At 72.8% G+C, this 20,886-nt stretch carries 23 protein-coding genes; 7 read left to right on the forward strand and 16 right to left on the reverse strand.

From position 1 onward, the window contains the following. Positions 1–2: 2 nt before the first annotated feature. The 8 genes from FHX81_RS41695 to FHX81_RS01450 all read right to left on the reverse strand — a co-directional run bounded on the left by FHX81_RS41695 (position 3) and on the right by FHX81_RS01450 (position 5,007). Positions 3–251 carry a zinc-binding dehydrogenase gene (locus FHX81_RS41695; RefSeq protein WP_246107562.1) on the reverse strand — a complete coding sequence of 83 codons (249 nt, stop codon included), beginning with the start codon at positions 249–251 and terminating at the stop codon, positions 3–5. Then, entirely contained in the window at positions 233–436 is a 204-nt protein-coding gene (locus FHX81_RS41700) for a hypothetical protein (RefSeq protein WP_246107563.1), read from the reverse strand. Before FHX81_RS41700 ends, FHX81_RS41695 begins: the two co-directional genes overlap by 19 nt. Continuing rightward, positions 433–873: a MarR family winged helix-turn-helix transcriptional regulator gene (locus tag FHX81_RS01425; RefSeq protein ID WP_141974842.1), complete on the reverse strand. Its 441-nt coding sequence runs from the start codon at positions 871–873 to the stop codon at positions 433–435. The genes FHX81_RS41700 and FHX81_RS01425 overlap by 4 nt, the downstream gene beginning before the upstream one ends. Before the next feature lie 47 nt (positions 874–920). Beyond that, on the reverse strand, positions 921–2,009 hold the full coding sequence (locus FHX81_RS01430; RefSeq protein WP_246107564.1) for a winged helix DNA-binding domain-containing protein: 1,089 nt from the start codon (positions 2,007–2,009) through the stop codon (positions 921–923). After that, a complete protein-coding gene (locus tag FHX81_RS01435; protein ID WP_211363346.1) occupies positions 2,006–3,094 on the reverse strand; it encodes an epoxide hydrolase family protein in 1,089 nt (362 codons plus the stop codon). The genes FHX81_RS01430 and FHX81_RS01435 overlap by 4 nt, the downstream gene beginning before the upstream one ends. A gap of 70 nt (positions 3,095–3,164) precedes the next feature. Continuing rightward, positions 3,165–3,614 (reverse strand): GNAT family N-acetyltransferase, encoded by a 450-nt coding sequence (locus FHX81_RS01440; protein WP_170231880.1) that lies wholly within the window; start codon positions 3,612–3,614, stop codon positions 3,165–3,167. 68 nt (positions 3,615–3,682) lie between these two features. Continuing rightward, positions 3,683–4,339 (reverse strand): maleylpyruvate isomerase N-terminal domain-containing protein, encoded by a 657-nt coding sequence (locus FHX81_RS01445; protein ID WP_141974844.1) that lies wholly within the window; start codon positions 4,337–4,339, stop codon positions 3,683–3,685. Positions 4,340–4,344: 5 nt separating this feature from the next. Continuing rightward, on the reverse strand, positions 4,345–5,007 hold the full coding sequence (locus FHX81_RS01450) for a choice-of-anchor K domain-containing protein (RefSeq protein WP_141974845.1): 663 nt from the start codon (positions 5,005–5,007) through the stop codon (positions 4,345–4,347). A gap of 464 nt (positions 5,008–5,471) precedes the next feature. Here FHX81_RS01450 and FHX81_RS01455 point away from each other — a divergent pair, with 464 nt between their 5' ends. Continuing rightward, on the forward strand, positions 5,472–6,452 hold the full coding sequence (locus FHX81_RS01455; RefSeq protein ID WP_246107565.1) for a hypothetical protein: 981 nt from the start codon (positions 5,472–5,474) through the stop codon (positions 6,450–6,452). Here FHX81_RS01455 and FHX81_RS01460 read toward each other — a convergent pair. The 5 genes from FHX81_RS01460 to FHX81_RS01480 all read right to left on the reverse strand — a co-directional run bounded on the left by FHX81_RS01460 (position 6,442) and on the right by FHX81_RS01480 (position 10,950). Next, positions 6,442–6,756 (reverse strand): hypothetical protein, encoded by a 315-nt coding sequence (locus FHX81_RS01460; protein WP_141974846.1) that lies wholly within the window; start codon positions 6,754–6,756, stop codon positions 6,442–6,444. The genes FHX81_RS01455 and FHX81_RS01460 overlap by 11 nt on opposite strands. Positions 6,757–6,806: 50 nt before the next feature. Then, a complete protein-coding gene (locus tag FHX81_RS01465; RefSeq protein WP_141974847.1) occupies positions 6,807–7,934 on the reverse strand; it encodes an FAD-dependent monooxygenase in 1,128 nt (375 codons plus the stop codon). Beyond that, positions 7,931–8,452: a TetR/AcrR family transcriptional regulator gene (locus FHX81_RS01470; RefSeq protein ID WP_141974848.1), complete on the reverse strand. Its 522-nt coding sequence runs from the start codon at positions 8,450–8,452 to the stop codon at positions 7,931–7,933. The genes FHX81_RS01465 and FHX81_RS01470 overlap by 4 nt, the downstream gene beginning before the upstream one ends. Positions 8,453–8,482: 30 nt before the next feature. Then, positions 8,483–9,538, reverse strand: coding sequence for a winged helix DNA-binding domain-containing protein (locus FHX81_RS01475; protein ID WP_342787152.1), 1,056 nt, complete (start codon positions 9,536–9,538; stop codon positions 8,483–8,485). Between the two features lie 92 nt (positions 9,539–9,630). Then, entirely contained in the window at positions 9,631–10,950 is a 1,320-nt protein-coding gene (locus FHX81_RS01480; protein ID WP_141974849.1) for a DegT/DnrJ/EryC1/StrS family aminotransferase, read from the reverse strand. A gap of 75 nt (positions 10,951–11,025) precedes the next feature. On the opposite strand from FHX81_RS01480, the gene FHX81_RS01485 reads away from it, so the two are divergent. Both FHX81_RS01485 and FHX81_RS01490 read left to right on the forward strand, forming a co-directional pair. Next, positions 11,026–11,868 (forward strand): helix-turn-helix domain-containing protein, encoded by an 843-nt coding sequence (locus FHX81_RS01485; protein WP_141974850.1) that lies wholly within the window; start codon positions 11,026–11,028, stop codon positions 11,866–11,868. A 124-nt stretch (positions 11,869–11,992) separates the two neighbouring features. Continuing rightward, a complete protein-coding gene (locus FHX81_RS01490) occupies positions 11,993–12,421 on the forward strand; it encodes a MarR family winged helix-turn-helix transcriptional regulator (protein WP_246107566.1) in 429 nt (142 codons plus the stop codon). A 131-nt stretch (positions 12,422–12,552) separates the two neighbouring features. Here the strand turns inward: FHX81_RS01490 and FHX81_RS01495 are convergent, their stop codons facing one another. Both FHX81_RS01495 and FHX81_RS01500 read right to left on the reverse strand, forming a co-directional pair. After that, the gene (locus FHX81_RS01495; protein WP_141974852.1) at positions 12,553–13,839 is read right to left on the reverse strand and encodes a M20/M25/M40 family metallo-hydrolase; all 1,287 of its coding nucleotides are present in this window, start codon (positions 13,837–13,839) and stop codon (positions 12,553–12,555) included. Continuing rightward, entirely contained in the window at positions 13,832–14,659 is an 828-nt protein-coding gene (locus FHX81_RS01500) for a M55 family metallopeptidase (protein ID WP_141974853.1), read from the reverse strand. The genes FHX81_RS01495 and FHX81_RS01500 overlap by 8 nt, the downstream gene beginning before the upstream one ends. 130 nt (positions 14,660–14,789) lie before the next feature. Here FHX81_RS01500 and FHX81_RS01505 point away from each other — a divergent pair, with 130 nt between their 5' ends. From FHX81_RS01505 to nikE, 4 genes are read left to right on the forward strand one after another with little or no spacing between them, the layout of a single operon-like run. Beyond that, positions 14,790–16,535, forward strand: a complete 1,746-nt coding sequence (locus FHX81_RS01505; RefSeq protein WP_425473871.1) for an ABC transporter substrate-binding protein — start codon at positions 14,790–14,792, stop codon at positions 16,533–16,535. Beyond that, positions 16,487–17,488: an ABC transporter permease gene (locus FHX81_RS01510; RefSeq protein WP_141974855.1), complete on the forward strand. Its 1,002-nt coding sequence runs from the start codon at positions 16,487–16,489 to the stop codon at positions 17,486–17,488. Before FHX81_RS01505 ends, FHX81_RS01510 begins: the two co-directional genes overlap by 49 nt. Continuing rightward, on the forward strand, positions 17,485–18,369 hold the full coding sequence (locus FHX81_RS01515) for an ABC transporter permease (RefSeq protein ID WP_141974856.1): 885 nt from the start codon (positions 17,485–17,487) through the stop codon (positions 18,367–18,369). Before FHX81_RS01510 ends, FHX81_RS01515 begins: the two co-directional genes overlap by 4 nt. Then, positions 18,366–19,955: a nickel ABC transporter ATP-binding protein NikE gene (gene nikE, locus FHX81_RS01520; RefSeq protein ID WP_141974857.1), complete on the forward strand. Its 1,590-nt coding sequence runs from the start codon at positions 18,366–18,368 to the stop codon at positions 19,953–19,955. The genes FHX81_RS01515 and nikE overlap by 4 nt, the downstream gene beginning before the upstream one ends. Here nikE and FHX81_RS01525 read toward each other — a convergent pair. Continuing rightward, on the reverse strand, positions 19,910–20,734 hold the full coding sequence (locus FHX81_RS01525; protein WP_141974858.1) for an SDR family NAD(P)-dependent oxidoreductase: 825 nt from the start codon (positions 20,732–20,734) through the stop codon (positions 19,910–19,912). The two genes, nikE and FHX81_RS01525, sit on opposite strands and share 46 nt — an antisense overlap. Positions 20,735–20,886 lie beyond the last annotated feature (152 nt).

Consider the following 20,886-nt stretch of genomic DNA (forward strand, 5'->3'; position numbering starts at 1 on the left):
TCTCAGACGACCACGACCAGCTCGCCGACCCGCCGCCCGTGCTCCAGGTCGTCGTGCGCCTGCCGGATGTCGTCCAACCGGTAGGCCGCCGTCGGGCCCCATGACACCTCACCGCCCGCGACCCGGTCCAGGAACCGCTGCAGCACCTCGGCGGGCAGGTCCGAGCTCTCCCCGCCGTACGCGGTCCGCAACGTCTCCGGCACCGCCCACGGCAGGTCCGAGTCGAACGGGATCAGCACCTCGCGCGGCACGCGCGGGAACGTGACGCCGTCGGCCGGCCCAGCCGGGTGTGCAGCTCCGAACGGTTCAGGCCGAACGCACCCACCCGCACCCGCACCCACCCCGGCGGCGGTTGCGGCACCGGCGGCTCCGCCACGGCCAGGTTCTCCACCGGACCGGGCCCGCTCAGCACGACCGCCCGCATCGACCCGGTCATCCGTGGTGCTCCAGGACCGCGTTGAGCATCCGCGCCAGCTCCTCCCGCTCGGCCGCCGACAACGGCGCCAGCAACGACTCGTGAGCCTGCCCCAGAACCCGGTCCAGGTGCCGCAGGTGGGCCATCCCCGCCGGGGTGATCGTCACGATGTTGCGGCGCTTGTCGCCGGGGTCGGGGCGACGCTCGACGAACCCCTTGCCCTCCAGCTCGTTCAGCGTGGCCACCACGTCGCTGCGGTCCAACCCGCCACGCCGGCCGAGGTCGGCCTGGCTGGCCGGACCGAACTCGTCCAACGCGGCCAGCAGCGAGTAGTGGTAGCGCCGCGCGCCCACCGCGCCCAACGCCTCCGACACGAGCCGGTGCGCGTGCGTGGTGGTCTGCCCCAGCAGCCAACTGGTCGTCCCGCGCAGCCGCTGGGGCGCGCCCGAGGTCTCCATGCGACCGCAGTCTACCCACTTGTTGGCCAGACCAACGATCAGAGGAGTCAGGCGTGCCCGCCGACCGACACCGGGCCGACGGTCAGCTCCGGCCGCCCCTCCAGGAACCCGCCGAGCCGCACCACCTCCCGCTCCAGCTCCGCCGACCGCGCCCGCGACAACGCCTTGAACAGCTCCACCGTGACCACGATCCGCCGACCCGACCGCTTTTGGTGCCACACCCCGGCCACCAGGCCGTCGACCAGCACCACCGGGAAGTTCCCGGCCTGCCCGCCCGACAACGCCCGCTCGTACGCCCGCCCCGGGAACACCACCTCACGCGGGTGGCTGCCCACCACGTACGCGTCGAAGTAGGGGAGCAGCCGCACCCCGCCCGGCGGCTCGTCCGGCCACGCCGTGTCGCCGCGCACCACCCAGCCGCCCTCGACCTGCTCCACATCGGCCCGGGCGAACACCCCGTCCACCCACCGCTTCGGCGCCGCCAACCACCTCGCGAAGTGCGCCGGCGTCGCCGGCCCGTAGGACCGCAGGTAGGCGTGCAGCAACTCCACATCGCCGGCCTCGTCCGGGGTGAACCCCGGCGACCACCGCTGCGGGCTGGTGTAGGCGGTCTTGCGGCCCTTGTTCGGCGCGAAGCACATCGCGCCCCGGTTCGACGCCGTGCCCATCGCCTCCACCCAGCGCGGCCACGGCGTCCCGCCGAACGCCTCCATCACCCGTTCACCCGCCCAAGGACCGGTGCGAGCGACCACCTCCCCGGTCAACTCGTCACCGGTCAGCTCCGCGTCGCGCAACGCCTCCGCGATCGCCGCCACGACCTGCTCGGACTGCTCCTCGGTCAGCAGCCGCGACCGGTGCGGCAACCGCGACAACGCGCCCGTCCACATCGGCAGGTCGGCCGCGGGCAGCAGGTGCACGGTGCCGCGCGGCCCTCGCGTCTTCACCAACGTCCGATCCACCCACACCGCGTCCCGCACCTGCTGCCGGGTCAGCGTCGTGCGCAGCCCGATCGACAACTCCGCCGCCGACATCACCTGCGCGTGCGCGCCGCACATCGCCCGCACCACCGCGACCGGGTCGGTCGACGGCTCCAGCAGCGAGTGCCGCCGCAACCGCCGGCCGATCACCGGGTTCACCGCACCTTCCCGAAGAACTCGCGCACCTCACCGGCGAACAACCCGGGCACCTCCAGCGCCACGAAGTGCCCGCCCGGCTTGGCCGCCGGCCAGTGCACGATGTCGTTGTGCCGCTCGGCCAGCCGCCGGATAGCGGGAGGACCGCTGTAGACGCCCGTCGGCACCAGCCCCTGCCCTTCCGGCCACGCGAACCGCTCGGTGTCGTACATGAACCACGACGACGACCCCGCCGTGCCGGTCAGCCAGTACAACGTGGCGTTGACCAGCAGCAGGTCACGGTCGATGGCCTGCTCCGGCGAGTCCACCGTGATGGTGAACTCCTGGAACTTCTGCAGCAACCACGCCAGCAACGCCACCGGCGAGTCGTGCCACCCCGACGCGAAGGTCTGCGGCGCGGCCCGCAGCAACGCGTGGTGGTCCACCCCGGCACCGGCCCACTCCCGCACCTGCCAGTAGACCTCGCGCTCGTCCTCGGTCAACGCCGGCAGGTCCTCCTCGGTCGGGAACCCCAGACCGCCGTTCACGAACACGCCCACCACGTGCCCGGGCGCGGCCTTCGCCACCTCCGGCGCGATGTACGCGCCGAGGTCACCGCCCTGCACCCCGTACCGCCCATACCCCAGCCGCGCCATCAACCCGGCGAACATGCGGCCCGCGCGGGCCACGTCGAACGGCCCGGTCGGCTTCCCGGAGAACCCGAACCCCGGGATGCTCGGCACGACGACGTGGAAGTCCCGCAGGTGCCCCAACGCGTCCACGAACTCGACGAACGTGTTCGGCCACCCGTGCACCAGCAACAACGGCAACGCGTCCGGGTTCTCGGCGCGGACGTGCAGGAAGTGCACGTCCAGCCCGTCAACCTCGGTGATGAACTGCGGGAACGCGTTCAGCCGCGCCTCGTGCGCCCGCCAGTCGAACCCGCCACCCCAGTACTCGGCCGACTCCCGCAGGTAGTCCACCGGCACACCCCGCTGCCACCCCTCACCGGGCAGCGACTCCACCCAGCGGGCCCGGGCGAGCCGGTCGGCGAGGTCGTCCAGGTCGGTCTGCGGCACGGCGATGCGGAACTCTCGGATCTCGGTCACGGTGTCGACCGTAGGAGCCGAGTAGGACAGGAAACGTCCTAGATCGCGTCCGCAGGCAGGACCCGCCCCGCTAGATCAACCCGGGATGCCCGAACTGGGCGATCCGCAGCCCGCCTTCCACCACCACCGTGTCGACCAACCGGAACCCCAGGCCCTCGTACAACGCGATGGCGGGCGCGTTCGCCGCACCCGTCGACACGATCGCCAGCCCGCCCTCGGCCAGCACCTGCTCCACCAGGCGTCTGGCGAACCCGAGCCGGAAGTGGCTCGGCGCCACGCACAGCCGGTCGATGTCCAGCACGCCGTCGACCTTCGTGAACCCGACGAACGCCACCAGGTCGTTGTCGACGTACCCGCCGAGCCACCGCAGCGGCAGCGTGCGGATGTCGTCCACCGACTCGTGCAGCCCGGGTATCGCCGTGCTGCCGATCAACTCCGACTCGACCGCGTACGACAACTGCGCGATCCGGTGCACGGCCTTCACCGTCTCGTCGTCGGTGAGGTCCAAGGGGACGATCATGCGGGCCATCCTTTCCCACGGGGTGATCCGCCGGTTACCCCGGCCGGTGACCCGCGGAACTCGCCCGATCAGCCCAGCACCAACGGCAAACGCGCGACCAACCCGCCCAGCTCGGCCACTTCCGCGTCCGCGGGCGCGCGCCGTCCGGTGCCGACCAGCAGCGCGTCGGTGTCGGAGAAGGACGCCGGGAACGCCTCGCCCGCGATCCGTTCCAGCATGGCTCGCGCTCCGGCGAGGCCTTCGACGGGCGGGCGGGGCGCGTGGGGGAGGTGCGCGACCAGGTCGAGGTGGTGCAACGTCCACTCCATGACGTACGCGGACAGGTAGTCGCCCGCGGTGAGGACTTCGTCGCGCGTGCCGACACGGGCCGTGCGGTCGGCGAGGTCGGCGGCCCGTCCCGCCGCGGCGCCGACGTCGTCGAGGTGGAACTTCAGCAGCCGCGGTTCGCCGTAGGCGGCGGCGAGCCGGACGGTCAACGCGTCCAGCGGGTCCTCACCGGACGGCGGCGTCGAGGTCACGTTCCAGTAGGTGACCGCGTCCCGCGTCGGCTCACCTCCGGCCGGCGTCACCAGGGTGATCAGCACGTCCTGGGCGTCGATGACGAGGTGGCACACCAGGTCCCGCACCAGCCAGCCGACACACCCCGACGGCCGCTCGAAGTCCTCGTCCGCCAACCCGGCCACCGCTTCCCGCAACGCCGTCCACGAGCGTGAGAAGAGATCCACGCGGTTCAGCCACCGACCAACGGGTTCGTCCGCTCGAACCTGGCGATGATGTCGGCCTCGTTGTGCCTGCCCTCGGCGCTGAGGAATTGGGGCAGCGGTTCGCCGTGACCGCCCACCAGGAAACCCACGATCGATACCTTGTACTCGACACCTTCGATGTGCACGATCTCGTTGCCGGAGACCTCCGGCAATTTGACCTTGTCGTCCACGTAGCCGGGCGAGTTGACGGTTTCGACGTGAGAGAAAGCGACGGTGCACTTGTGCTTGGTGCCGTCGTCCTTGAACTCGATGTCGATCTCGAGAGTCGCCTGGAATTCCGTTTGCTGCCCCATGAAGATCACGTAGTTGTGGTGCGTGAACGTGCCCAGCGTGACCTCGAACTTGTTGCTGCCGTCGTGTTTCGTGTGAGCGAGGGCGCCGGTGAACTCGTACTCGCTCCGCCCGGCGTTCGGGTCACCCGTGGCCGGGACGCCCCATTTGATGTGATCGCTGCCCAGACCGTCGAGCTTCATCTCGGGCGTGTTCGGATCGACCGAGATCCACTTGCCGATGGTGCGAATTTGATCCACCACGAGGCGCTCCTTGCGCTTGGGGTTCTCCACAAACGAGGTACGCGCCAACAGTGGTGCGTGCGCGAGCGCATCCGCATCAACCGAACGGGTGATCATCTAGGACGCTCCCGGGTCCACCGCCTGGTTTCCCGCACCCGGCTCTCGTGCGACGTCCTCGGCATCGGCCCGGCCGACCAAGTGGCCGCCGCAGAGGACCGGCCCGTCCCGTCGGCGTGATCGGTGCTGCTCTGCGCGCCACGAGGTCCGGCACGGAACCGATCACCATGCTGACTTCCGATAAGGTTCACTTATCGGAAGTCAGCCTCTCACCCGTCGATAGCGTTGCGTTGTGCCCAGTAACGTTTGTAAAAACGTAACTCTGCTACGATATTGCCGTGCCGACGACCGAGAGCTCTGCGCTGACCTGCAACTACCCCGGCTGTACGCGACCGGTGATCCGAGGAGGTGGACCGGGTAGGCCGGCCGAGTACTGCGACCTGCCGGAACACACCCGGTGGCGGGCATGGCGGGAAAGGCAGCGGCTGGCACAGGCAGCGGAGGGCGAGCAGGAGGTCGTCACCGTGACGAAAGGCCCGCAGGGGATCACCGCGGGCAAGATCAGGGCTGAAGAGTTGTTGGAGCGGTTCCGGGTGTTGACGGAGCAGTTGTCGACCACGCTGACCGGTGCCGTGGCCGAGTTGTCCGCGATCGCCGACCCGAGCGTGGCCGAGAGCCAGGTGCAGGCAGTCGAGGCGGAGGCGGCGCGGCGGGTCGCCGAGGCGGAGGCGACGGTCGCGAAGGCGGAACGGCGGCGGCGGGACGCCGAGCAGGCACGGCAGGCCGCCGAGGCGACGACCGAGGACGCGGTGCGTGCCGCCGAACAGGCTGAGCTCGACGCCGCCTCCGCCTACGAACAGCGCGACGCCGCACGGGCCGAGGCCGACGCCGCCGTTCTCCGGGCCGAGCAGGAGATCTCCGCCATCCGCGTGGAGGCCGGGGCGGCGGTGGAAGAGATCCGGCGGGACGCCCAGGCACAGGTGGACCAGGCGAAAGCCGATGCGGTCGCGCACGCCGAACAAGCCCGCCGGCAGGCCGTGCGCGAAGCCGAGCAGGTCCGGGCGGACGCACAAACCCGGATCGACCAAGCCCGCCGGGACGCCCAGGCCCAGGTCGACCGGGCGCGGGCCGAAGCACGGGCCCGCGTCGACCAGGCCGTCACCGAGGCCAAGGCGAGCATCGAGCAGGCACAGGCCGCCGCCCGCGCCGAAGCCGACGCCGCGCACGAGGCACGGGTCAAGGCCGAACGCGCCGAGCAGTCCGCCCACGACGCCCGCGCCGAACTCGACCGCGCCCGAGCCGAGCTGACCGACCAGCGCGACGCCCACCGAGCGCAGCTCGACCAGGTCGAACGCGCCGCCCGGGAACGCCTCGACGCCCTGGAACAGGCCCGCGCCCAGACGCTGGTCCGCGCCGAACGCGCGGAGAGCCAGCTCGACCGGCTGCAAGCGGAGCTGGACGCGCTGCGGGCGGCCGGTCCGCAACGACCAGAGGTCAGTGGATGACGGCCCAGGCGCGGGTGGTCGGGTCCACGATCACCGATCGCGTGGCCGCTGACCGCCGGGTGGCTTCGGCGCAGGCCCAGTGGGTGCACCGGTGTTCGACGGAGACGGCCATGCCCACCACGACCAGGACCGCCACCGCACCGCATCCGCCGATGATCACCGACAGCCACCACGAGCCGCTGACCACGACCCCGTACAGGGCGACACCGGCCACGGCCACGGCGGACAGCACACCGACGACCTCCGCACCCACCGCGGACCTGGTCCACGACACCTCGGGTGCGGCCCGCGGTACGTCCGTCATCTCGTGATCGCAGGGCCGTGCCGCGGTGTTCTCCCCGCCGTTCCACGAACTCAGCCGAGCACGACCGGCTTGCCCACCAGGCGCGTGGCCACCACGCGGTCGACGCCGGGCAGGGTCGACAGCCTCATCGCCACGCGCCTCGCCCGCAGCCGCCATGGCGACTCGGGCAGGAACCAGCGCGCACCGGACCGGGCCACCCGTTGCTTCTCCTGCACCACGGGCCGCCACGCGCGTTCGTACCCGGCCAGGTCGTCCAGGTGGCCGGCCAGCACGTACGCGCCGCCGATGCCGAGCGACGCTCCCTGCCCGGCCAGCAACGACACCGCGCCGCACGCGTCACCCACCAGCACCACCCGCCCGGACGACCACCGCGGCAGCTCCACCTGGGCGACCTGGTCGTAGTAGATGTCCTCCGGGCACCGCGCCAACGCCCTCGGCACGACCCACCCCAGCGACCCGTACGTCCGCACGACCTCCGCGCGCGGATCGTTGGGCAGGTCCGGCGACGGCGTCCGATGCACGGTGAACGCCGCCACCCGCCCGTCGCGCAGCCCGTAGAAGCCGACCTGGCGGCCGACGGTGTCGGTGACGCAGAACCGGTCGGCCACCAGCGCGTGCACCGACGGATCGTCGAACGTGAATGCCGCGGTGTGGAAGCCCAGGTACCGCACGTGCCCGTCGCCGAACACGAGCCGGCGCACCGCGGAGTGCACGCCGTCCGCGCCGACGAGCAGATCTCCGGACACCGTCGTGCCGTCCGCCAGCCGCACGTCGACGCCGGTCGGGCCGTCCTCGACGCCGACGACGCGGGCGCCGAACCGCAGCTCCACGCCGGCGGGCAGGTCTTCGCGGAACGCGCGCTCCAGGTCGGGCCGCATGACGCTCACCAGCCGCCCGTCCACCGCGCGGGCCAGCCGGTCGAACCGCAGTCCCGCCACCCGCCGTCCGCTCGGGTCGACGTAGGCGGCCTCGTCGACCCGGTAGCCCAGCTCCAGCAGACGCGGCAGCACGCCCATCCGCTCGGCCGCGTCGTAGCCCGGCCCGAAGAAGTCGATCATGTAGCCGCTGGTGCGCGGCCGAGTGGCCCGCTCCAGCACGACGACCTCGTGCCCGAGCGCCCCCGCCCGGTGGGCGAGCGCCAGCCCGGTGATCCCCGCGCCGCTGATCAGCACCTTCACCGCAGCACCCGCCCCAGGACGGGCACGACGACGGCCGCGGACAGGTCGGGTGACAGGGCGCGGTGCAGCAGGACGCCGTCCACGGCGGCGGCCAGCACGGCGGCTGTCTCGACCGGGGTCGGCACGTCTCGGGACGCCAGCCACGCGGCCAGCGTGCGGCGGAACTGCACGAGCACCTCGGCCACGGCGTGGCGCAGCTCGTCGTTGCGGGTGGCAGCGAGGAACGTCTCGGTGAACAGCTCCTGCCCGCCGTGCCCGTCCAACGCGCCGAGCAGCAGCTCCAACGCGTCGTACGGCGTGTCGGCCTGGTCCAGCACGGAGGCGAGGCCGTCCACGGCGGTCCGCAGCGCGCCGACGGCGGCCTGCACGAGCACCGCTTGGGTGGAGTCGAAGTGGTAGTGCACGACGCCGGAGCCGACGCCGGCGCGCTCGGCGAGCATCCGGGTGCTGACCGCGCCCCAGCCCTTCTCGGCGATGAGTTCCGTGGCCGCGTGCAGCAGCCGTTCGCGAACCGTCATTGGACGATCGTACTGGACGATCGTCCAAAACTAGAGGCGGACCTCCCCCTCGACACCCGCGAACTGCAACAACCGGGCGCCTTCGGCTTCCACGTCGGCTTTCTGCGCGCGGGTCAGCGGCCGGAACACGTCGAGGTCGAGCCCATCGTCGGCGATCTTCCACGTGCCCTGCACGAAGCCGTCGACCAGCAGCGTCGGCTTGCCGCCGATGATGATCCCGCGCCGGTAGTCCTCGTCGGAGATGACGCGGGTGCGGTCGTCGTGGCCGAGCAGCACGTTGTCGAACTCGGGCAGGAACCGCGCCGGGGCGGGCGTGTCGGGGTCGGGCCGGGGCGCGTCGGGCAGGTCGTACAGGGTGCGGCCGCGTTCGTCGGTGAAGACGCGCAGGTCCATCGCCTCGACCACGGGCTTGAGGCGGCTCATGCCCGCCCAGGTCTGCACGTCCTTGACCGACGCGGGTCCGAACGCGGCCAGGTAGCGGCGCACGAACTCCTGCACGGGCGCGGCGGGTCCGGCGGCGGCGAGCCAGCGGGCGGCGGTCGTCCACTTCGCCGCGCCGGACCGTCCCCAGACCGCGCGGGGCGTCACCTGCACGGTCGGCACGAGGAAGCTGCCCGCGTACCCCAGCGCGTTGGCGTCTCGGTCGGGCCACCGCGCGCCGAGCAGGTCGCCGATCTCGCGCCGGGTGCGCGGTTCCTCCAGCAGCGCGGTGACGGCTTCGGCGAAGTCGTCCGGGTCCAGGCCGTCCAGCACGAACCCGAACGGCGAGGACGCGAACCGGCGGTGCAGGAACGGTCGCAGCAGCGGTTCGAACCGGCCGTGGTCGGCGGCGGTGACCAGGTGGATCGTGGCGCGGTGCAGCGACGCCCGGACCACGCGCCGGTCCAGCAGCAGGGCGGCGAGCACGTCCGGCCGGAACGAGCGGATGCGCGACCACAGGCCGTAGTAGGGCGAGAACGGCTCCTGCGCCTGCATCCCGACCAGGTGCTCCACCACGTCCTCGGCGGGCCGGTCCACCCGGTCGAGCAGGTACTGGCGGTGCAGGGTGGCCCGGCTCAACGCCCGGGTCGTCAGCGTCTCGATCACGACCCCACGCTAGCGGTCATCGAGGACAGCTCCGGTCCTCGATGACGGGCGGTCGAGTTCGGGCCACCGCTTCGACGCCACCGCCGGCCGACCTACCCGGCGGTGGCGTTGACCTCCCGGCGCAGGGCGACGGCGTCGGCACGGACGCGTTCGGGCGGTTCGCGGTCGATCAGGGCGCGGCGCAGGAGGGCGGCGACGGCGGGTTGGTGCTCGGGCGTGAAGCCCCGGCGGGTGATCTCCTGGGTGCCGATGCGCAGGCCGCGCAGCCCTTCGTCGATGCGCTGCCACGGCAGGCCGATGCCGCTGAGGTAGACGCCCGCCTCGCCGAGCAGCACGGCCGCCGCGTCGCCGCCGCCGAGGGTGAGGGCGTCGATCGCGAGGTGGTGGGAGCGGGTGAACACGCCGTCGTGGCGGGCGACGTCGAACCCGTTGTCGGCCAGCGCGTGGCCGAGCGCCTGGGCGTTGGCGATGCACGCACGCGCGTAGTGGGGTCCGCGTTCGGCCAGCTCGGCGGCGGTGACGGCGAGCGCGCCCAGGCGTCCGGCATCGTAGTTGGCGAGCATGCCGGGGTAGGCGACGTTCGAGACGCGTTCGGCCAGGTCGGGGTCGCGGGTGACGACGCAACCGCCGGACGGGCCGCCGAACGACTTGTAGGTGGAGAACGTCATCAGGTGCGCGCCCTCGTGCAGCGGCCGCTGGAACTCCCTGCCGGCGACGAGCCCGGCCATGTGGGAGGCGTCGTAGACGAGGATCGCGCCGACCTCGTCGGCCGCCGCGCGCACGGCGGCGACGTCGTGCGGGAACAGCATGAGGCTCGCGCCGATCACCACGATCCGGGGCCGGTGCACCTTGAGGAAGCCGGGCAGCTTGTCGTAGTCGAGGTCGAGCTCGTCGGGCAGGTAGGGCAGGTCGACGACGGTGAGGCCGCGGATCGCGGGCACGCCCTGGGCGTGGTGGCTGGCGTGGCCGCCGGCGAACTCGGGCAGCACCGCGATCTTGTCGCCGGCGCGGGCGAACGCGGTGTAGACGGCGAGGTTGGCCAGGGTGGCGCTCTGCAGTCGGACCTCGGCGAACCGGCCTTCCATGAGCTCGGCGACGAGCATCGGCGCGAGGACTTCGAGGGTGTCCAGGTGGTCCAGGCCGACCTGGTACTTCTCGCCGGGCCAGCCCATGCTCGGCCGGCTGGACACCGACGCGCGCAGGGCCGCCGCGGCGGCGGGGCTGAGCACGTTGGTGCCCGCGTAGAGCACGATCCCGTCGTCGTCGACCTGGGTGGCGTGCGCGTCGAGCGCCTTGCGGACGGTGTCCGCGACGCCGGCGGCGGTCAGGTCGGCGGCGACGGAGGCTTCGACGTCGGCGAGCCGGCGTTGCGCCCGCGGTGAGGCCCAGGGTGCGATCCTGCTGTTGGTCACGACCGAGCACGCTAGGGCGTCGGCGGCGGGTGGGGCGACCGTCCGGGGACTGGAGTTGTTCCTACAGTTGTCGGAATGCAGGAGCTGCTGGACGAGCTGTCCCGCGTGTTGGGCCGGGGCGTGTCGCTGGACGACGTGGCGGGCCGGGTGGTCGCGCACAGCGCCCAGACCGACGACGTGGACCCGGCGCGGGTGCGGGCGATCCTGACCCGGCGGGTGCCGGCGGACGTCGCCGCGTGGCAGGAGCAGCACGGCATCGCGACCGCGGCGGGCCCGGTCCGGGTGCCGCCGAACGCCGCGTTGGGGTTCCAGCAGCGGGTCGGGTTCCCGCTGCGGCACAACGGGGTGCTGGTCGGCTACCTGTGGGTGCTCGGTGACGTGCCGGACCTGGACCTGGGTGAGCGGCTGGCGGCGTTGGCGGCACGGGTGCCCGCGGGTGAGCGGACGCCGGTGCGGGTGGTGGTGGCGTTGGAGCCGCGGGTGGTGCGCACGGTGCCCGCGGGCGACGCCCTGCCGGACCTGCCGGGGCACGTCGGGGTGAGCGACGCGCACCCGCCGGACCGGGCGGGTGCGGCGTACCGGCAGGCGTTGGCGGCGGCGGAGCTGGCGCGGCTGGACCCGGCGTTGCCCGACCTGGTGCGGTGGTCGGAGCTGGGCGCGTACCGGCTGCTGCTCGGCGCGGCGCCGGACGAGGTGCTGGCCGGGTTGTCCGACGTGCTGCTGCGGACGTTGGAGGTGTACCTGGACTGCGGCTGCGAGGTGCGGGTGGCGGCGCAACGGCTGCACCTGCACCGCACCAGCCTGTACTACCGGCTGGGCCGGATCGCCGAGCTGACCGGCCGGGACCTGTCCGACGGCGGCGCGCGGCTGGAGCTGCACCTGGCGCTCAAGCTCGTCCGGCTGGCGCGGCGTCCGTGAGCGTCGGTCGACCTGGGGCGGCTCGGGCACTTCGGTGACGCACAGCAGCTTCGGTCAACGCGGCCACCCGGCCGGCCGGACACGCTAGGGTGATCAACTTCTCTGACCGATGTCAAGGAGTGACGTGCCCGACGACCTCGGCCTGCTGCTGTACCTGCCGCACCGCGAGCTGGAGAACCGGGTGTTCGCCGCCCTGGCGGCGGCGGGGTTCGACGACGTGACGCCCGCACAGGCCCGGGTGTTCCACCGGATCGACCGCGACGGGTCGCGGCTGACGGAGCTGGCGGAGGCCGCGCGGATCACCAAGCAGACCGCCGGTTTCCTGGTCGACCAGCTCGAACGCGCCGGGTACGTGGAGCGCGGCCCGGACCCGACCGACGCGCGGGCCCGGCTGATCCGGGTCGCCGGGCGCGGCCGCGCGGCGATCCCGGTGTGCCTGGCCGCGGCCGCCGACGTGGAGCGGGAGTGGACCGCGCACCTGGGCAGGCCGCGGATGGCGGCGCTGCTCGACGCGCTCGCCCGGTTGCGCGAGATCACCGACCCGGGCCGGTAGCGGTCGCGGTGTTCCGGTCGCGGGCCCGGCCGTCGGAGATCGGGAAGTGCTCGGCCCCGACCCCGGCGGACAGGCGCAGGCCGGCGGACGTCGACCTGGGGGAAGCTCAACGACCCGATCGGGTGAGGCGGTCACGAGGAGAGGAACCGGTCGAGCACGCGGACGCCGAACCGGAGCCCTTCCACGGGCACGCGCTCGTCGACGCCGTGGGGCATGGCGCGGTAGTCGTAGCCGGCCGGCAGGGACAGCGGCGCGAAGCCGTAGCAGTCGATGCCCAACCGGCTGAACGCCTTGGCGTCCGTGCCGCCGCCCATGCAGTAGGGCACGACGACCGCTTCGGGGTCCTCGGCGCGCAGCGCGGCGGCCATGGCGTCGAACCAGGGCGAGTCGACCGGGGCCTGCACGGGTGGCTCGTCGGCGAGGAACTCGCGGCGCACGTCCGGGCCGAGCGCGGCGTCGATCGACGCCATCAGGTCGTCCACGGCGCCGGGCAGGGTGCGCACGTCCAACTCGGCGGTGGCGCTGCCGGGGATCACGTTCACCTTGTAGCCGGCTTTGAGCACGGTCGGCGTGGCGCTGGTGCGGATGGTGTTCTCGACCAGGCGGGCGGCGGGGCCGAACCGGGCGATGGTGGCGTCGACGTCGGCCAGGTCGACCGGCACGTCCAGCGCGGCGCCGACCCGTTCGATGAACGCCCGCACGGTCGGCGTGAGCCGGACCGGGTGCTCGATGGCGCCGACCCGGGCGAGCGCGGCGAGCAGTTTGACCACGGCGTTGTCGTCGTTGCGCCGCGAGCCGTGCCCGGCCCGCCCGGTGGCGGTGAGCCGCAGGTGGGAGGTGCCGCGCTCGGCGGTGCCGACGGGGTAGACGCGCCGGTCGCCGACGGGGTGGGAGTAGCCGCCGGACTCCCCGATGGCGGTGGTGCAGCCCGCGAAGAAGTCGGCGTGGTGGTCGACCAGCCAGTGCGCGCCGTGCGCGCCGCGGTCCTCCTCGTCGGCGACGAACGCCAGCACGATGTCGCGGCGCGGCCGTCGCCCCTCGCGCGACCAGGTGCCGAGCACGGCCAGCACCATGGCGATCATGTCCTTCATGTCGACCGCGCCGCGGCCCCACAGGTAGCCGTCGCGCTCGATCCCGGCGAACGGTGGCACGCTCCACTCGGCGGCGTCGGCGGGCACCACGTCCAGGTGCGCGTGCACGAGCAGCGCGGGCAGGTCGGGTTCGGTGCCGGGCACGCGGGCCAGGACGTTGCCGCGGCGGGGCGCGGGTTCGAGCACGGTGGCCGGCACGCCGACGGCGTCCAAGTGCGCGGCGACGAACTCGGCGGCCTCGCGTTCGCCCGCGGACTCACCGCCGCCGTGGTTGGTGGTGTCGAAGCGCAGCAGCGCCGCGCACAGGTCGACGACGTCCTCAGCCATAGATGCCCTCCACCGCTCCCGCCGCGATCGCCGTGACGACCTTGAACGCCTGCATCGCCGACGTCATGGATTCGGCGTCGAACCCGACCCGGCGTGGTGCGACCTGCTCCACGGTGGGTACCACGGCCGCGGCGGCGGCCAGGTGGGTGGCGTCGAACTCCACCTCGACGTGGTGTGGCGCGACGGCGCCCCGCCCCCGTCCGGCGCGGCCCGTGGCGGCCTCGGCGGCCGCCGTGATCAGCTCGGAGGTCACCTGCGGGGGCGCGCAGACGGCGGCGTAGCGGCTCACGCACTCCTTGACGGCGACGAGCGCGGCGTCGGGCGCGTAGTCGCGGGCGTCGTCGCACGCCTTGTCGTCGCCGGTCACCAGCAGGACGGGCACGCCGTGCTCGGCGGCCAGCGCGGCGTTGAGCCTGCCCTCGCTCGCGGGTACGCCGTCGAGCCACACGCCGGTGATCGAGTTCTCCAGGTAGGTGTGGGCGAGGACGCCCTCCTGACCCGCGCCCGCGTGGTAGCCGAGGAACACCACGCCGTCCACACCGGAGTCGACGCCCTGCATCATCGACAGCGGCTTGTGCCGGCCGGTCAGCAGCCGCGCGCCCGGGTCGAGGTCCTCGAGCAGCAGGTTGCGCTGGGAGTTGTGCGCCTCGTTGACGAGCACGTCGGTGGCGCCACCCGCGCGCAGGCCCGCGACGCAGGCGTTGACGTCACCGGTGAACAGCCGTCGGAACCGCTGCCACTGCTCGGTCTGCGGGACGACGTCGGCGGTCCACGTGACGCCGGTCGCCCCCTCCATGTCCGCCGAGATCAAGATCCGCATGCGTTCACCGTACCGAGCCGATGTCGGTTCTTGACGCGCGCCACAACGTAGTGGTTACTTCTTGACTTCCACTCACGGGCGGGAGGCGGTCACTGTGGGTATCCGGCGGTTCGGCGCGGTCACGGCGGCGATGGCATTGGTGGTGTTGCTCGCGCCCGTACCGGCGCACGCGCAACAGGCGGTCACCCTGCGGGTGGCGATCACCCAGCAGGTGGATTCGCTCAACCCGTTCCTGTCGGTGTTCCAGGCGGGCACCGAGGTCGGCAGGCTGATGTACGACTACCTGACCGCCTACGACGTCAAGGACCAGCGCCCGGTGGAGGGCCTGGCCGACCGCTGGGAGTCCTCGGCGGACCGGCTGACGTGGACGTTCCACGTGCCGGAGGGCAAGAAGTGGTCCGACGGGCAGCCCGTCACCGCCAAGGACGTGGCGTTCACCTACGACCTGATGATGCGCGACGAGGTCGCCGCGACGGCCAACGGCAGCTTCACCGCCGACTTCGAGTCCGTCACCGCCACCGACGACCGCACGCTGGTGATCAGGACCAAGCAGCCGCAGGCGACCATGCTGGCGCTGGACGTGCCGATCGTGCCCGCGCACGTGTGGTCGGAGGTCACCGACATCGGCGAGTACCGCAACGACCAGACGCCCGTGGTGGGCAGCGGGCCGTTCGTCCTGACCGAGTACCGGGCCAACGAGTTCATCCGGTTCAAGGCCAACAAGGACTACTGGCGCGGCGCGCCCAAGTACGACGAGTTGACCTTCACCTACTACAAGACCTCCGACGCCGCCGTGCAGGCGCTGGGCAAGGGCGAGGTCGACCTGGTGAACCGGATGGGGCCGGCGCAGTTCGACTCGCTCAAGGACAAGGACGGCATCACGCGCAACCAGGCGCAGGGCCGCCGGTTCAACGAGATCGTGATCAACTCGGGCGCGGCGACGCGCACCGGCGAGCCGATCGGCGACGGGCACCCGGCGTTGAAGGACGTCGTGGTGCGCCGCGCCATCGCCCAGTCGCTGGACCTGGACGCGATCATCGCCAAGGTCAACGGCGGCTACGCGCAGCGCGGCACCGGCCCGATCCCGCCGGTGTTCGCCGACTACCACTTCACGCCCGAGTCGGTGCGCCCCTACGACCCGGCCGCGGCCAACGCCGAACTGGACCGGGCGGGGTACGCGCGCGGCGCGGACGGCATCCGCGTCTCGCCCGAGGGCAGGCGCATGGAACTGCGGCTGCTCGGTCACGCCAGCCGCGCCTACGACGAGCAGACCGCCGAGTTCGTCAAGCGGTCCCTGGCCGACCTGGGCATCGTGGTGGACGTGCAGATCGTGTCGGACAACCAGCTCAACGAGTCCGGCACCGCCGGCACGTTCGACCTCCAGTTCTCCGGCTGGGGCACCAACCCCGACCCGGACTTCATCCTGTCGCTGCACACCTGCGGCCAGCGGCCCAACGCCGACGGCAAGGGCGGCACCACCGACACGTTCTTCTGCGACGCGGAGTACGACGCCCTCTACGCGCAGCAGCGCGCCGAGTTCGACCCGGCCAAGCGGCGCGAGCTCGTGCGCAGGATGCAGCAGCGGTTCTACGACCAGGTGCCCGCCGTGGTGCTGGGCTACGACAACGCGCTGGAGGCCTACCGCAGCGACAAGTTCGCCTCGTTCCCCGTGCAGCCCGACCCGGGCGGCGTGATCATGGCGCAGAACGGCGTGTGGGGGTACTACGGCGCGACACCGGCGGCGTCGGCGGGCGAGTCGGCCGGCTCCACCACCGGGCTCGTGCTCGGCGTGGTGGGCGGCGCGGTGGTCGTGCTGGTCGGCGCCGTGTGGCTGCTGGGTCGGCGGCGCGGGCAGCGCGCGGAGGACCGCGAGTGATCCGGCACCTGGCGGGCAAGGTCGGCGGCGCGCTGGTCAGCCTGCTGTTCGTGGTGGCGCTGGGGTTCCTGCTGTTCCGGGTCATCCCGGGCGACCCCGTGGTCGCGATGACGCGGGGCCGCCCGGTCACCGACGACCAGCTCGCCGAGCTGCGCGCCCGGTTGGGCGTGGACAAGCCGCTGACCGAGCAGTTCGTGGACTACCTGGCCGCGGCCGTGCGCGGCGACTTCGGCACGTCCTACGTCTACAGCAGGCCGGTGCTGGAGCTGATCGGCGAACGGCTGTGGCCGACCGTGCTGCTCACCGGCACGTCCACCGTGCTGGCCGTGGTGATCGGCCTGTGGCTGGGCATCCGGGGCGCGTGGCGGCGCGGGTCGCGGTCGGACCGGATCTCCACCGGCCTGGCGCTGGCGCAGTGGGCGATGCCGACGTTCTGGCTGGGCATGCTGCTGTCGCTGGCCACCGGAGACCTGTTCCCCAGCGGCGGCATGCGCTACCCGGACACGCCGCCGGACTTCCTGTCGCAGGCGGTGGACGTCGCGCACCACATGGTGCTGCCGTGCCTGACCATGATCGCGGTCGTCTACGCGCAGTACCTGCTGGTGATGCGGTCGTCGTTGCTGGAGGAGATGCACGCGGACTACCTGACCACGGCGCGCGCCAAGGGGCTGCGCGACGACCTGGTGCGGCGGCGGCACGCCGTGCCCAACGCGTTGCTGCCGACGGTGACGCTGGTGTTCCTGCACCTGGGGCTGGTGGTGTCGGGGGCGATCACGGTGGAGACGGTGTTCTCGTGGCCCGGGCTGGGGCTGCTGACCTACGAGGCGCTGACCGGACCGGACCTGCCGCTGCTGCAGGGCACGTTCGTGGTGCTGGCGGGAGCGGTGATCACCATGAACGTGTTCGCGGACCTGCTGTACCGGGTCCTGGACCCGAGGGTGCGTGCGGCGTGACGGCGATCGTGTGGCAGCGGCGGCGGGCCGCGGCGCGGGCGACGTGGCGGGAGTTCGCCTCCCAGCGCGGCGGCCTGGTCGGGCTGGTCGGGTTGGCGGTGATCGTGCTGCTCGCGGTGCTGGCGCCGTGGGTGACCGACGCGTCGGGGCTGGACGTGACGCGGGTGACCGCGCGGCCGTGGGAGCCGCCGTCGGCGTCGCACTGGCTGGGCACCGACCACAACGGGCGCTCGGTGCTGCTGCTGACGTGGTGGGGCACCCGGATCTCGCTGGTCGTGGGGCTCGCGGCCACGGTGTTGTCGGTGCTGATCGGCACCGTGGTCGGGATCGCGGCGGCGCACTTCGGCGGGTGGGTGTCGGCGGTGCTGATGCGCTTCACCGACTTCTTCCTGGTGCTGCCGTCGTTGGTGCTGGCCATCGCGCTGTCGACCGTGCTGCCGCGCGGGCTGGGCACGATCGTGCTGGCGATCGGGGTGACGTCGTGGCCGGCGACGGCGCGGCTGGTGCGCGCGCAGACGCTGGCGGTGGAGGCGCGTCCGTTCATCGAGCGGGCGCGGGCGCTGGGCGGCGGGCACGGGCACGTGATCGGGCGGCACGTGCTGCCCGCGGTGCTGCCGCTGGTGTTCGTGAACACGACGTTGACCGTGGCCAGCGCGATCGTGTCGGAGTCGACCCTGTCGTTCCTGGGGCTGGGCGACCCGACGCGCGTGTCGTGGGGATCGCTGCTGCACGCGGCGAACATGCACGGCGCGGTGTCGCAGCGGGCCTGGTGGTTCCTCATCCCGCCCGGGCTGGGCGTGGTGTTCGTGGTGCTGGCGTTCACGCTGTGCGGGCGGGCCCTGGAGACGGTGCTCAACCCGCGGCTGAAGGGGGAGCGGTGAGCGGCCTGCTGGAACTGCGGGACCTGAGCGTGCACTACCGGACCGCGCGCGGCGAGGTGACGGCCGTGCGGTCGGTGTCGCTCGGTCTGGAGGCGGGGCAGACGCTGGGGCTGGCCGGCGAGTCGGGGTGCGGCAAGTCGACCGTGGCCATGTCGGTGCTGCGGCTGCTGCCGCGCACCGCGCGCGTCGAGGGCGGGGTGCTGCTCGACGGCGAGGACGTGCGGGGCATGTCGTGGGGCAGGCTGCGGGCGGTGCGGTGGGCGGCGGCGTCGGTGGTGTTCCAGGGCGCGATGCACGCGTTGAACCCGGTGCACCGGGTCGGCGAGCAGATCGCCGAGCCGATGCGGCTGCACGGCGTGACCGGGTCGGTGGCGGAGCTGCTGGACCAGGTCGAGCTGCCCGCCCGCGCGGCCCGGGCCTACCCGCACGAGCTGTCGGGCGGGCAGAAGCAACGGGTGATGATCGCGATGGCGCTGGCGTGCGAGCCGCGCCTGGTGATCGCCGACGAACCGACGACCGCGCTGGACGTGGTCGTGCAGGCGCAGGTGCTGGCCGTGCTCAAGCGGCTGGTGGCCGAGCGGGGCATCGGGCTGGTGATGATCAGCCACGACCTGTCGGTGCTGGCGTCGACGTGCGACCGGCTGGTCGTGATGCGGCACGGGCAGGTGGTGGAGGAGGGTCCGGCGCGGGAGGTCATCACGTCGCCGACCCACCCGCACACGCAGGCGTTGGCGGCGGCGTTCCCGACCGTGGGCGATCCGGCGTCACGGCAGGTGACGCCGTCGGAGGTCGCCCCGGACGGGCCGGTGCTGCTGCGCGCGGAGGGCGTGCGGGTGTCGTTCGGCGGGACGGAGGCCGTGGCCGGGGTGGACCTGGAGGTGCGGGCCGGGGAGATCGTCGCCCTGGTCGGCCAGTCCGGCTCGGGCAAGACCACGTTGGCCCGCACGCTGCTCGGCCTGCAGGAACCGACCGCGGGCCGGGTGCTGTTCGAGGGCGTCGAACTCCCCCGGTCGACGGCCGGTCTGCGCGCCTATCGGCGGCAGGTGCAGCTGGTGCTGCAGGACCCGACGAGCGCGCTGAACCCCCGCCACTCGGTGTACGAGGCCGTCGCGGAAGGTCTGCGGATCCACCGGGTGGAGGGCGACGAGTCCGCGCGGGTCGCCGAGGCGTTGTCGCAGGCCGAGCTGCGCCCGCCGGAGCTGTTCTTCCCGTCGTTGCCGCACGAGCTGTCCGGGGGCCAGCGCCAACGCGTGGTGATCGCGGGCGCGTTGGCGCTGGGGCCGCGGTTGTTGGTGGCGGACGAGCCGGTGGCGTCGCTGGACGCGTCCGTGCGCGGCGAGATCCTGGCGCTGCTGCTGAGGCTGCGCCGCGAGCTGGACCTCGCCGCGCTGGTGATCACCCACGACCTGGGGTTGGCGTGGACGATCGCCGACCGGGTCGCCGTGATGTACCGGGGCGAGCTGGTCGAGCAGGGCGCGGTGGAACAGGTCCTGCTGTCACCGCGGCACGACTACACGCGCACCCTGCTCGCCGCCGTACCTCACGACCAGCGCAGCACCCGGCCGAACTGGACCAGCTCGCCGTAGTGCTCGGGGCGGCGCGCGCCGAGCGCCAGGTCGAGCAGCGGCTTCGCCGCCTCCGCCGGACTGGCCGCGCCGCTCATGTCGGAGAACCACGGGCGGGACGCGTCGGTGTCGACCAGGCCGGGGCAGACGGCGGCGATGAGCGTGCCGGTCTCCGCGTCCGCCTCCCGACGCCGCGCGGCGACCGCGCGCACCGCCGCGACCTGTCCGACCTTGGACGGGATGTTGATCCAGTCCGGCCAGCCCCGACCGGCGGCCGTGCCGTCGAGCACCGCGTCGCGCCAGGCCAGCATCGTGGCGTCGACGTCGTCCAGCGAGGCGTCCGGCGCGAAGTGCTCGTGCAGGGGGCGGGGGAGTTGCCGCAGGGTGCCGAAGGAGCTGGCGACGACGAGCAACGCGCCGCCGGGGCGCAGCAGGGGCGTGAAGGCGCGGAGGATGTGGGAGGTGCCGAGGTTGTTGGTGTCGACGAACGGGCCGACCTGCTCGCCCCACGACGCGCCGGGGGTGAGGCGTGCGGCGGCGTTGGAGAGCACGACGTCCACTCCGCCGTGGCGTTCGCGCAGGTCGTCGGCGAAGGCGGTGACGGCTTGCGCGTCGCTGACGTCCAGCACCGCGGTGCGGATGGCGTCGTGGCCGATCGCGGCGGCCGCATCGGTGACGCGTCCGGCGTCGCGGCCGGTGAGGTAGACGACGTCGGTGGGGGCGGCGCGGTGGGCGAGGCCTTCGGCGAGGGCGAAACCCAGGCCCTGGTTCGCGCCGGTGACGACGGAGATGCGGGTCATGCGCACATGATCGCGCAGTCCCGGGAACCGATCGGTTCCTCGTGCACTCTGTTGACCTGCGGCTTTGCCAACGGCTAGCTCCCCGATCGGGTGAACCTGCCCCCGACTGTCGTCGATAACACCGTTACTATCGCCCTCGGACGTCGGTTGAA

The sequence above is a fragment of the Saccharothrix saharensis genome (assembly GCF_006716745.1).
Taxonomy (GTDB): Bacteria; Actinomycetota; Actinomycetes; order Mycobacteriales; family Pseudonocardiaceae; genus Actinosynnema; species Actinosynnema saharense.